Here is a 12,486-nt window from a genome sequence, read left to right on the forward strand (position 1 = left end):
CAACGAATTCTAGCGTTTACTTCTCTTCAGTACCCGAACTCCGTAAGGCTGGAGCAGCAGGCTTGAACTGATCTTCACAGACGACGCTGGATCCGAGGCTAGCATGTCCGTATAAGCTTGTTCATCCAATGTAATGGTGTGGGTTTTACCGCTAAAATTCATGAGGAAGATGAACTCATTCACACCGTCCGTACGAATTTGAGCTGTAACCTCTGCAGGCAGCTCTGTTTGTAGAGCACCATCGATCCCAGCTTCTTTAAGAATCTGCTTATAGAAGCTGCTCTGGAAAGATTGATCTGTACGAGCTGCGATATAGTAGGCTTTGCCTTTACCAACTGCATTGACTGTCAACGCAGGTCGGCCTGCATAGAAGTCATCACCATAGATGGCAAGAGTCTCGGCACCTTCTGTATGAATCAGCTCGCACAGCTCGCGAATCTCATATTCACCTGTGATTTGAAGAGCGTTGCCCTCCGTGAAGAGGACACGATTCACCTCATGATCATGCAGTCCGTCGATTTCCTCAGACCAGATGCCAAGCGTTTTGCGAAGCGGTCCTGGAAAGCCGCCTTGGAAGCAAAGGTCATTCTCATCCACGATGCCAGACCAATACGTAGTGACGAAGGTTCCCCCATTCGCGACAAACTGCTCGATTCGCTCTCCGACTCCCGGGCGTACCAAATATAACATTGGCGCAAGAACCAGCTTATATTTGCTGAAATCACAGTCCATATCAATAACATCGACAGGAACACCTTGTTCCCAAAATGCGCGATAGTGACTTAAAACCGTTTGTTCATATTTGATTCCCATATTACGAGGCCCTTGCGAATCCTTAACGGCCCAGCGATTTTCCCAGTCGAAAATTAATGCCGTTTGTGCGGGCACTCGTGTCCCGATGAGATCAGACAGCTTCTCCAAAGCGCCGCCAAGCTCAGCTACATCTTGAAATACACGCGTATGCTCATGACCAACGTGATCTATCACCGCTCCATGCAGCTTCTCGCTGGCTCCGCGGCTTTTGCGCCACTGGAAATACTGAACGGAGTCAGATCCATGTGCGACAGCTTGCAAGGAAGAAAGGAGATGCATGCCCGGCTTCTTCAGTTTTGAAATGGGCTGCCAATTCGTTAAGCTAGGTGTACTCTCCATTAGCAGGAAAGGCTTACCGCCACCAAGCGAGCGAAACATATCATGGTTGAGCGAGAACCATGCGGCTAGATTGCTTTGATCCGCCACATTGTGCCAAGTTGGATAAGCATCCCATGAGATGACATCCAGTACAGCGGCGAACTTCCAGTAATTAAGACCTTCGTAAGCGTCCATGAGATTTGTCGTTACGGGCAGCTCGGTATTTTCCGCCTTCAGCGGAGCGATTTCATGACGGCAGAAATCAACCGTTTGATCTGTCACGAACCGTTTCCAATCTAAATTCATCGCATGGACAAGATTCTCGCCATGCGGTGCAGGAGATTCAATCTGCGACCAATTCGTATACGTATGGCTCCAAAATGAAGTCCACCACGCCATGTTCAGAGCATCCAGCGTTACGTATTTGCGCTTCAGCCAACCGCGGAAAGCTTCCTGACAATAGTTACAGTGGCATTCCCCACCATATTCATTGGAGATATGCCAGCCCACTACGGCAGGATGCTGCGCATAGCGCTCTGCCAACTGCTTGTTCATGATCGTGACTTTCTCCCGATAGACTGGGGATGTATAGCAATGATTATGACGCGCACCGAATAAATTGCGCACCCGGTTAGGACCTACCCGCAGCACTTCCGGGTATTGCTCCGCCATCCATGCCGGTCTGGCGCCACTCGGGGTAGCCAACCACGCATAAATGCCATTGGCCGCGAATTTGTCCAATACACGGTCAAGCCAATCGAAGGTGAACACACCTTCCTCCGGCTCAAGCGCTGACCAAGCAAAAATGCCGACAGCCATCACGTTACATTTGGCCAGCTTCATCATACGGATATCTTCTTCCAACACATGTAGATCGTGCTGCCACTGATCAGGATTATAATCGGCCCCGTGCATGAAGACGGGTAATTTCGGGCTTATTGGCGGATACTTCTGTGACAAGATGATCACCTCTAGGATAAATGTATGGACTCATATTGGGTTCATTGCATCCAAGTGTAACAGGTTCACCACTACAATAATACCCGACAAAATATCGATTACCCGTCATTTCTTTCGATTTTACTTGCGAACCATTTGTTCGACCAACGCTGGAAATCAGCTATATCAACGAGACCATCGTTGTTTATATCGGCCTTAGCTATGGATGCCCCCAATATTTGATCCTAGCAATGTTGTATTTCGTACAACAAAAAGCTAGTTAAGCCGCGATAATCTCTCGATTGTTGCAGTAAATACAACATTTCTCCCTAAAATAGCTCCATAGAAGGAAATAAGGCAGAATTGTTGTACAACGTACAACATTGACAGCTTGATGAGAAGAAACCAACGAAATTGTTGTACTCCGAACAACAATCGATCTTATAAACCAATGAAAAGACAGTCAGACTGGACTCCCCTCTGCTCGCTCAAACCAGTAACCAATAAACAAAAAAGAGCCTACCCGAAGGTAAGCTCCACATGGAAAAAACTAATTATTACTCATAAATCACGACGGACTTTGTTTCTGCTTCCCATTTAACAGTCGCTTTTAGAGCTTCGCTAATGAAACGAACCGGTACAACCGTGTTACCTTCAACGATAGCCGCAGGAACTTCCAATGTTACTTCTTTACCGTCTACAGTAGCTTTCGTGCTATCGATAAAGAGCTTCACTGTAATGCCGTCACGAGTAACCGTTACTGAACGTTCTTCCGCGTTCCATGTTACTTCAGCTTTTAATGACTCCGAAATCGCACGGAATGGTACCAATGTGCTGCCATCTTTAATGAAAGGATTAACTTCCAATGTAGGCTCTTCACCATTCACATACAAAAACACGCCTTTTTTCCCTAGCTTTTCAAAAAGTTTGCCCAATTTCTTGTAGGATTGCAAGTTCTTTATGTTTGCTTTTACGGCTTCCTTTTGAACATAAACCGCATCGGTTACACTACCCTGCTCGTCCAAAACATCGGCAACAGCAGTAAGTGCAGCATCACGATCTACAATTGCATCAAGTTCAGCCTTTAATTCAGCGCTAATGTGAGTACCGTAGTTAGTTAAAAGAATATCGGCAATAACAGCTCCGGCTGGCTTATCTTTTACATTTTCGATCGCTTTAAGAAGACCTTTATACCCGTTTTTGCCTTCATTGCCATAGGTATCAGAAGTTACAGTTGCATCAGTACCTCCATTAACCTTCACATTCAGTTCTACTGCTGGTTTGGACGAATCCACTTTATCCGCATTGTTGCCATTCTCGGATTTTGCAAAGGCAGATCCTGTCATAAGGCTAGTTACAACAACGCATGTTGCTGTGATCATCCAAGTCTTGTTCATTTTCATAATAACGACTCCTCTGTTGTGATTTATTAACTCCCTAACATATTCGACATATTTCCTGTTTTTGGAGGGGTCCATTAAAAAGAGTTAAAAAAGTCCGCCTCCTGAAATCAGGAAGCGGACCTTTCTTCAACTTATTTTTTCGCAATCAACGGATTTGCTTGATTCTGCATTTCAGCAACGACTTTATCGATGCCGGCTTGCTTCAACTTATCATTGAACACTTTCAGACCATGCTTTTCATCGTTAGGATCAACCAAACCGTAGAAGAGCGGCTTACCGTAAGTATCCATCACGTTGCTTACCGCGGCAACTTCATTTTTCACTTTGGAATCATCAAATGTATACGTTTCTAATGGATGGTTGACCGTTACAGTTTTCTTCCAATTTTCTGTAAACTTTTGCGTTTCAGCAGCAACCGTGGAATCCAAACGCTCATGCATGGAGTTCCAACCCCATGGACACGTACCGCCCGGAGGGAAATCAGCAGAAGCAGGAAGCGGTTTGAACTGATCGTTTCCTACAGCCTCGTAGTGCTTGCCTTTAATCCCATAGTTCGTCAGGTCATGAATTTCCGGATCATAACGAAGTAAGTCAATCGCCATCAAACCACGTTCGTAGTTTTTCGACCCTGCATGAATGGACATCCCATTGTTGATAAATGGATTGGATAGACGTTTTTTATCTGCGCTCAAATCATAAAGTTCTACTTTCCAATCTGGATGCGTAGTTTGCATCTCGGATTTTGCACGCAGTAAAGTACCTAAGTTCCACTCTACGGAAGCTAGCTTGCCGTCTTTGAACGCTTGTGTTTTGTCAACTTTGTTGGCAATCGCATCTCTGGACCAAGCACCTGTTTTTTGGGTGTCATACATTTTCTTAGAGAAAGTTGCAAACTCCGGCGTATCGACAAAGTTGAATAATTTGCCAGAACCATCCGTTACTTTATAAACGACAGGCATCTGAGGGACTACGAAGTTCCACTCATTCGGTTGAACCAATTCAACAGCATTAAATTCACTAACACCGATACTCGGTTTGAAATCCTTCTCTTTCTCAGCAACCGTTTTCAAATAAGTCACATAGTCAGCGTACGTCTTCAGCTCCGGCAAATTGTGCTTTTGACGCAAGTCTCCACGGATACCGACCATATGGTAGCTATACTCAAAATTATTTTGTGGAACCATATAAATTTTACCGTTGATCTTCGCTTGCTCCCAAGCTACTTTGGGCTGTTCTGCCCATGTTTTCGGGGCAAACTTTTTAATCATGTCCTCTGTCAATTCCATGAAGCCGTTTTTCGTAGCTTGCTGAGCGTAGTAGGACCAAGTGGCCGAGAACACAAGATCGAAATCCTCGTTAGCTGCAAACATAAGCGGATATTTCTGTTGATACTCGCCCCAATCGAGGAAGCTAACATCCAGCGTTGCGTTAATCTTTTGCTTCATCAATTTATTGACTTCACCATAAACCTCATCAAAAGCTTTTGGCTTGGAACCAAGCAAAACCATTTTCAGCTTTACTTCTTTACTTGTATCCATCCCATTACTTGAAGTCGCGGAAGCGTTTGCTTGAGGTGCCGTAGAAGCACCTGGTGTCGGTGATGCATCCTTCGTGCCACAAGCAGTAAGAACAGTACCCATCACGAAAAGTGATGCTAGACTGAGTGTCGCTAATTTCTTGGTGTATGCCATTTTTTTCTCCCCTTATAAAAGATAGATAATTTATGATAACCGGGAATTTGAATTCCCGGGGTTATCCTTTTACAGCTCCAACGGTCAAGCCTTGCACGAAATAACGCTGAACGAACGGATATAAGAAGATGATCGGTCCTGTGACAAGAATGGCGAGCGCCATTTTCAAACTTTCACCAGGCAATTCCGTAACCTGCATACCTGTAATAGCCATAACCTTACGAATGCCTTCGAGATTGCCCAGCATTTTATAAAGTAAATATTGCAGGGTATACAGTTTCTCATTCTGTACAAACAGCAAAGAGTTAAACCAATCGTTCCAATAATTTAGTGCGGTGAAGAGTCCAATCGTGGCCAATCCAGGTTTGGCTAGCGGTAGAATTAAACGGATAAAAATCGTGAAATCCCCTGCTCCATCAATCTTCGCAGATTCCGTAATGGCGTCTGGTATGCTCCGCAAAAACGTTCGTAAAATGATGATATAGAAAACGTTCAAGAGGGGCGGTAAAAGCAGCGACCAGAAGGTATTCTTCATGTGTAAATAGTTAACCATTAAGATGTACCAAGGTACAAGTCCGCCATTAAAAAGGGTTGTGAAGTAGAAAAAGAAGGAAAATCCGCCACGCCACTCAAAATCCTGACGTTGAAGGACATACGCGGCCATCGCTGATATGAATAGTCCCACAATCGTCCCCGTTACGGTTAAAGCAATCGTTAACAGATAAGAGCTAATAAATTGCTGCGGATGTTTGAGCGCAAAGGCATAGGCATCCCAAGAAAATTCCTTGGGCCATATTCGAAAGCCATCACTCGTAATCGAGGATTCGCTCGTTAACGAGCCGCTAATAATAAGAATAAAAGGGATTAAACAAGCCAAGCTGATCAAACTGATAAACACATAGCCAATAACATCCAGCATCCGCTGATCGATGTGACTCTTTTTAACACTCGTCGTACTCATAGGTTCACCCCGCAAATTACATTCTGATTAAAATAAGGCATTCTCTTTATCCGATTTACGCACAAGGAAATTCGTTACCATAATGGTCGCAAAACAGAGGATGGATTGATAGAATCCTATCGCAGACGACATCCCGATTTCATTGTTAACTAATAGGGAACGATACACATACGTGTCAATGACATCCGTCGTTTGATATAGCAGACCATTATTGCCCACGAGTTGGTAGAATAGTCCGAAATCCCCGCGGAAAATACCGCCAATCGCCAGTAGAACAAGAATGGTTATCGTCGGACGCAAGGAAGGAAGCGTAATATATCGAATCCTTTGAAAGACATTGGCGCCGTCAATTTCAGCTGCTTCATACGTTTCTCGATCAATGCTAAGGATTGATGCCATGTAAAATACAGCGCCGTAACCAACCGCTTTCCACGCTGAGAAAAAGATCAGAATATACTTCCAATACTCCGGAGTGGTATAAATATCTAACTCAGGAATATGTAGGGATCGAAGCAGTGTATTCACGGTTCCATGCTCATAATTAAAAAGATTGTAAGCTACAGCACCTACAACGACCCAGGATAAAAAATACGGTAGAAACATAATTGTTTGCGCTGTTTTGCGAAACAGTTTCGAGCCGATTTCGGCCATCAGAATCGCCACCACAATCTGCAGCACATTGTTAATAATGATAAAAGCCGCATTGTAAAGCATCGTGTTCCGAGTGACTCTAAACGCATCACCCGTCATAAAAAAGAATTTGAAGTTATCAAATCCTACCCAAGGTGAGCCCATAATGCCCAAGTCATAGCGGTACTGCTTGAACGCAAGCACGATACCGGCCATGGGCACATAGCTGAAAAGTAAGAAGTAAAGAACTGCCGGCGCAATCATGAACAGCAGTGTTTTCTTTGACTTGAGTCGATACAGGAGTCCTGTTCTCATCTTTATTCGTTCCCCCATCCGGTTCTAGTTGTTCTCTCCTGTTACTAAATTAACAGGTTCCATTCCACCTAGTAACCCGACAAAATATCGATTCCCTGTAACTTTTGCGGATAGCACCTAAGTTAGTGGCTTTGCTATCTAATATGCGCTAATCTTAAGCTACACTAGGATAAACGATTCCGCCGTCCTCCAGGACGAGTGCGTTTATCCAGGTTGATGCAAAGCCAAAGTATAAAACTTATACTTTCTTATCAACTTTAGAGAAGCTTACTCCTACATCATAAGTTTCTTTGAAAATTCTTGGGGGCGATTTTAACTATGAAACTTCTTTTCGCAGAGGATGAAAAATTCACGAGAGAAGGTATTCGTAAATCGATAGCATGGGGAGAACTCGGGATTACCGAGCTTGTCGAGGCAGTCGATGGTCTAGAAGCGGTTGCTATCGCTGAGCAATTCCAGCCCGATATTGTGCTGACAGATATTCGCATGCCGCGCATGGACGGCATTGAGCTCGCCACACATCTTCGGCGGAAGTATCCACTGTGCAAAATTGTTTTTATGAGTGGATACGCAGATAAAGACTATTTGAAAGCAGCGATATCGTTGAAAGCGGTTAGCTATGTAGAGAAACCGATTGATATCGAGGAGCTAGAAGAAGCGTTGCGAAGCGCAATAGCCATTTGCTTGGAAGAACAGCGGCATTTGGCGAACGACGCGGTAGCCAGAGATAATAAGAGCTATATCAAGCAAGAAGCAGCACTCCAGCTCATACGCGGGGGATTTGTCGAGGAATTGCTAGTTAAGCGACTGTTAGCCGTTGGTTTCGAGGCATCGCTTCACGCCCCGGCAGTTACGATCATGGCCAAGCTAATCACGCCACAACCAGCTAAAGAAATTATCAGTTCCATTATTGAGTCTGCGCTGACGGATTGCGAGAGCCCCTACTTATATGCACTGAAAGATGACAATCATGTCATCCTGCATTTATTTTCGAGCGGCATAGAGCCTTTAGAAAGCAGTGGATTGCATCATGTTTGTTACGAACTCTCTTCTGCTTTAAAAAAGGAATTCCATTCCTTCTCCATTGCCGCGGGGAAAATAGTTCCTGCGGTTAAACGGCTTCAGGAGTCGTACACAAGTGCTGTCCTGCGTCTTCAGGAGTCTTTTTTTCATAAACCATGCTCCGTCATTCTTCATGACAGTTATGGCAGCGAAGTGCATTCTGAGCATTATCAAGTGCCGGCTGAGTTATTCAACAGGTTCCAAGAATCACTTGTCGAGGAAAACTTTGAGGAAATCTCCCGTTTGTTGAACACGGTTACCGCGGATATTCATCGGCATCCTGGAACGCTCATTGTCAGCGTCAAAGAGCTCTATTATCGTTTAGCTTTAGAAATGGACAAATTTGCTCGCAGCCGAAATGTCATCCTGTTCAATGTCTCGGAAGAAAATAATGTGCCGTGGAAGCTTATTTTGGAATGTCACTTCCTAGATGATATTCATCGGGTAATCACTCAGAAGCTGGACGAGCTAAAGCAATCCTTCAGGGAACGTGGGAACGGAACCACGTCATCTGCCAGTTCGCGGATCATTCGTTACATTCATCTGCATTTTGCTGAGGATAACTTGTCTGTTCAAGATGTAAGTGATCATATGCAAATGACCGCCTCACATCTCATCTCGATTTTCAAAGAAACGACTGGCAAAACCATTAAGCAGTACGTCACAGAATACCGAATGGAAAAGGCGAAGGATTTGCTCCGAAATAATCGATTGAAAGTGCTTGACGTCGCTTCACAGGTGGGGTTTAAAGATGGGGAGCATTTCGCGAAAATATTTCGGAAATCCACAGGGATGACACCTTCCGAGTATCGGGAGCGATGTCAACTATGATATTCACTTTTATTCAAACGATACGAAAATGGCTGTACAACGCGAAATTACGGCATAAAATCATGGTTACCTATTTGCTGCTGATCATGATTCCACTTGGCTTCTATCAATTCATTGCTTCGGATAAAATGTCAGCCATCATCATTAATCATGTGACGTATTCGGCAAAGCAAGGCTTCGACCAAACTTATTCGTTCCTCAGCTACCGCGTACAGCGAATAGCGGAAACAACGAATATTCTGGTTTCGAATACAACCATTTCTGGCATTTTAATGGACACGAGTATCACCCAAAATATTAATCGTGAGCTGCAGGATTACAGCAATCTCAAGCAGCTCCTCCGATCTATGCAGGACAGTCTTGATATTTCACGGGTCATCCTCTATGTGCCGAAGGCGTTTATTTTCTCCAACGAATCGGAGAATTTCCTGCCCCTAGAGCAGACTGTTGACAGCCCTTGCTTTACTCGTTTAAACGAACTGAATGCCAAGTATTTATGGTGCTCGCCATCGGAATTAGGTTCTCATGCTACCCATGATAACTCCTCCCTCTATGTGGTTAGGAGCATTCTGGATCCAAATAATTATTCGGTGCCCATCGGCCAGCTGCGTGTGGATGTACAAGCAGAGACACTGCGATCCATGCTTAAAAAAGCCAACGTCGTGAAGAACAGCGCCACCTTCCTAGTCGACCAGAACCAGCAGATCGTTCTTGCATCTGAACCTCTGACTCTTACCGACTTTACCCTGCCGGATGTCTTCAGCGACACGGTCACGATGAATTGGCAAAGCAACAATAACTACTATTTATACCGGCAGCTTCCATCGAATTGGGGCATGGTGACAGTCATTCCGCTAGATGAAGTCGTTCAACAAAGCAATGAGCTGCGCAATGACTTACTAATTATTCTGCTTATTGTAAGTGTACTTGCCTACCTGCTAGCCTATTTATTTTCCTTTTCTGTCACTCGGCGTATTTCACAATTGACGAGCCGTTTGCGTGATGTACAGAAAGGCAATCTCATCGCACTGGCTCAAACGCAAGGAAAAGATGAAATTGGGGAGCTGATTCAGACCTACAACTACATGATTGAACAAATTAGCTCAATGAATAAGGAGCATTACCGATTAGGACAAGAAGTAAAAAACGCGGAGCTGAAAGCACTCCAGTCGCAAATCAATCCTCACTTCCTATATAATACGCTCGATCTCATTAACTGGATGGCTGACAGCGGTCTTAACACGGACATCAAAAAGGTCGTCAAGGCGCTAGCTCGTTTCTATAAAGTCAGCTTAAGCAGCGGGAAAGATATTATTTCGCTTCGCGAGGAATTAAAGCATGTTTCTTTTTACGTGCAGATTCAGAATATCCGATTTGAAAATAAGATTGATTTTCAGATCCATGTTCCCGAGGAGCTATTAGATAACGCGATTCCGAAAATTACTCTGCAGCCAATTGTAGAAAATGCGATCCTGCACGGTATTCTTGGCCGTACCCACCGAGAAGGTACGATTATGATTAGTGGCACAAGGGTGAATGACAACATTCACCTGATCATCAAGGACGACGGCGTCGGCATGCGCGCGAATCAGGTCGAAGACATCATGACGGGCACGAGCCGCAGCAAAATCAGCGGCAGCGGATACGGCGTCAAAAACGTCATCGAGCGCATTCGCCACTATTTCGGTGAACCCGCGAATTTGACATATCGGAGCGTACCTGGCGAGGGTACGGAAGTGGAGATTACGATTCCCGTAACACCGGGATCGGAGATACTTTGATAGATAGAAAGAGCCTTGGGAAGCAGCTGCTTCCCAAGGCTCTTCTTCTATCTATTCCAAATAAAACACTTCACGCATCGGTTGGATTGGCACCGCTTCGCGGAAGTCGAAGGAACCGACGACCATCTTCGAAGTAATCGCATTCCATCGATTACAAGCCTCGCTTTCTGCTAAATAAGCGAAAGCAGCTTCTAAATCATCGCACAAGAAGCAATAAAAAAATTGTGCACCATTTTGAAAGATCGAGTAATCCCTGATCCCTGCCTTCGTATGCTCTTCCATAATTTCCGGCCATGGAGCCAGATGCATACTTACGTATTCCTCTAAAACTTCTTCACGTATCGTCCATGTCCATGCGAATTTCCCACTACTTGTCATACGGTCACCCTTTCCCATTAACATGTAATCAATTGTACTTTACCGCGACAACTTCGTCCCGTCAATAAACATCATTGTCCAAGCTTTTATACAGAAAAAGACGACAGCCAACTAAGGCCGTCGTCTCGTGTTGCAGGGTGTTTATTGTTCAATTTTACGGGATGCTCCAATGAACCAAACGAGAAAAGCGCAGCACAGCATTGCAATAAAGCCATAGCCGCCGAACACGTCATACTTTGAAGCGAAGTAGCCGAAGCCAAGACCAGCGAAAGTGTGCACTAGATTCTCCCCTAACGACTGGAACGAATCGATCGTGGCCCGCATGGAGGAATTGATCCGGTGATGCAAGTAGCCAGTAGCGATAGGCTCCATCACGCCAGAGAACAAACAGATGATAAGCATCGCTGTTAGGCCGATGAAATCCATACTAAAGGCAACATAAGTGAAGCCAACGGCGAATACACCCATAACCATGAAAATCAGCGCTCTATAGCTAATCCAACGTAACAGCACGTGCGCCATCAGATTGCCAGGGAGCTGCAGCAGCATGATCGCGGCGGATAACACGCCGAAATAGACAACCGGCATACCCAATCTGCTCACGTACAACTGCCAGAATTCTTCGATGTAGCCCATGGCAGCACCTGTTACCATCGCTGAAAGCATCACAAGGGTGACACTTGGATTCGTTCGGAAAAAGCGCAGTGACACAGCGACATATGTCTTAAAAGGAATAACTTCCTCAAGAGAAGTGCTGTCTTCAGCAGCAGGCTCGATCAATAGCAATGAAAGGACCAGGGCGATCAGTGCGCTTCCGAGTGATATCCAATAGTTCAGCTCGAGGTTGTATTTACTTGCGAGCAAGCTTCCACACAAGGCGGCGAGTATGGCGGATACGAAGTCGCAGGCGTTCAATCTGCCAAGCTGCTTTTCGAACAAATTGGCCTTCCCTTGCAGCTTTAAGGAATCGTAAAGCAAGGCATTTTCTGAGCCGCTGCTTGCCGATCTACTCACGCCCGCCAGGAAAACAACCAAAGCAAAGTGCCAGAATTCGGTTGCATACAGTAAAATCAGAAACTCGCTGCACCCGAGCAGGCTACTGAGCACAAGCATTTTTTTTCGGCCCCACTTGTCGGCCATAATACCGGTCGGAACCTCCAGAAGGACGATTGTCAGGGCGTAAATAATTTCCGTATACACGACCATCTGAATAGTCATGCCCCGTTCCTCCCAAAATAGCCTCTCGATGACGTAGGCTGGGATAAGGCTGGAAAAGAAGCGGAGCGCATATAGTTTGGGAAGATTGGCTGTGTGGTCCATGAAGGAGCTCCTCTCCTAAATCTGATTGGCTAATTTGGCTCAAT

Annotated in this window: 9 protein-coding genes; 2 read left to right on the top strand and 7 right to left on the bottom strand. The window is 45.1% G+C overall.

What is annotated here, in order from left to right; genetic code table 11:
* Positions 1-9 precede the first annotated feature (9 nt).
* The 5 genes from QFZ80_RS20015 to QFZ80_RS20035 form a co-directional block, all read right to left on the bottom strand.
* Positions 10-2,046 (bottom strand): beta-galactosidase, encoded by a 2,037-nt coding sequence (locus QFZ80_RS20015; RefSeq protein WP_307564168.1) that lies wholly within the window; start codon positions 2,044-2,046, stop codon positions 10-12.
* A 581-nt stretch (positions 2,047-2,627) separates the two neighbouring features.
* Positions 2,628-3,473, bottom strand: a complete 846-nt coding sequence (locus tag QFZ80_RS20020; protein ID WP_307554849.1) for a copper amine oxidase N-terminal domain-containing protein — start codon at positions 3,471-3,473, stop codon at positions 2,628-2,630.
* A gap of 131 nt (positions 3,474-3,604) precedes the next feature.
* On the bottom strand, positions 3,605-5,164 hold the full coding sequence (locus QFZ80_RS20025; RefSeq protein ID WP_307560640.1) for an ABC transporter substrate-binding protein: 1,560 nt from the start codon (positions 5,162-5,164) through the stop codon (positions 3,605-3,607).
* 61 nt (positions 5,165-5,225) lie between these two features.
* Positions 5,226-6,125, bottom strand: coding sequence for a carbohydrate ABC transporter permease (locus QFZ80_RS20030; protein WP_307560642.1), 900 nt, complete (start codon positions 6,123-6,125; stop codon positions 5,226-5,228).
* A gap of 27 nt (positions 6,126-6,152) precedes the next feature.
* Complete coding sequence (locus QFZ80_RS20035; RefSeq protein WP_307554843.1) at positions 6,153-7,070, bottom strand: ABC transporter permease; 918 nt, start codon at positions 7,068-7,070, stop codon at positions 6,153-6,155.
* Positions 7,071-7,388: 318 nt separating this feature from the next.
* Between QFZ80_RS20035 and QFZ80_RS20040 the strand changes: the two genes are divergently transcribed.
* Together QFZ80_RS20040 and QFZ80_RS20045 are read left to right on the top strand one after the other, a co-directional pair.
* Complete coding sequence (locus QFZ80_RS20040; protein WP_307560643.1) at positions 7,389-8,963, top strand: response regulator; 1,575 nt, start codon at positions 7,389-7,391, stop codon at positions 8,961-8,963.
* On the top strand, positions 8,960-10,744 hold the full coding sequence (locus QFZ80_RS20045; RefSeq protein WP_307560646.1) for a cache domain-containing sensor histidine kinase: 1,785 nt from the start codon (positions 8,960-8,962) through the stop codon (positions 10,742-10,744). The genes QFZ80_RS20040 and QFZ80_RS20045 overlap by 4 nt, the downstream gene beginning before the upstream one ends.
* Before the next feature lie 51 nt (positions 10,745-10,795).
* Here the strand turns inward: QFZ80_RS20045 and QFZ80_RS20050 are convergent, their stop codons facing one another.
* Entirely contained in the window at positions 10,796-11,122 is a 327-nt protein-coding gene (locus QFZ80_RS20050) for an L-rhamnose mutarotase (protein WP_307554836.1), read from the bottom strand.
* A gap of 141 nt (positions 11,123-11,263) precedes the next feature.
* Positions 11,264-12,442 carry an MFS transporter gene (locus tag QFZ80_RS20055; RefSeq protein ID WP_307560648.1) on the bottom strand — a complete coding sequence of 393 codons (1,179 nt, stop codon included), beginning with the start codon at positions 12,440-12,442 and terminating at the stop codon, positions 11,264-11,266.
* Positions 12,443-12,486 lie beyond the last annotated feature (44 nt).

It is taken from the genome of Paenibacillus sp. V4I7 (assembly GCF_030817275.1).
Lineage (GTDB): Bacteria > Bacillota > Bacilli > Paenibacillales > NBRC-103111 > Paenibacillus_E.

Coding starts and splice junctions, on each gene's coding strand:
- QFZ80_RS20015 (WP_307564168.1), bottom strand. CDS start 2,046: ATGCACGGGGCCGATTATAATCCTGATCAGTGGCAGCACGATCTACAT.
- QFZ80_RS20020 (WP_307554849.1), bottom strand. CDS start 3,473: ATGAAAATGAACAAGACTTGGATGATCACAGCAACATGCGTTGTTGTA.
- QFZ80_RS20025 (WP_307560640.1), bottom strand. CDS start 5,164: ATGGCATACACCAAGAAATTAGCGACACTCAGTCTAGCATCACTTTTC.
- QFZ80_RS20030 (WP_307560642.1), bottom strand. CDS start 6,125: ATGAGTACGACGAGTGTTAAAAAGAGTCACATCGATCAGCGGATGCTG.
- QFZ80_RS20035 (WP_307554843.1), bottom strand. CDS start 7,070: ATGAGAACAGGACTCCTGTATCGACTCAAGTCAAAGAAAACACTGCTG.
- QFZ80_RS20040 (WP_307560643.1), top strand. CDS start 7,389: ATGAAACTTCTTTTCGCAGAGGATGAAAAATTCACGAGAGAAGGTATT.
- QFZ80_RS20045 (WP_307560646.1), top strand. CDS start 8,960: ATGATATTCACTTTTATTCAAACGATACGAAAATGGCTGTACAACGCG.
- QFZ80_RS20050 (WP_307554836.1), bottom strand. CDS start 11,122: ATGACAAGTAGTGGGAAATTCGCATGGACATGGACGATACGTGAAGAA.
- QFZ80_RS20055 (WP_307560648.1), bottom strand. CDS start 12,442: ATGGACCACACAGCCAATCTTCCCAAACTATATGCGCTCCGCTTCTTT.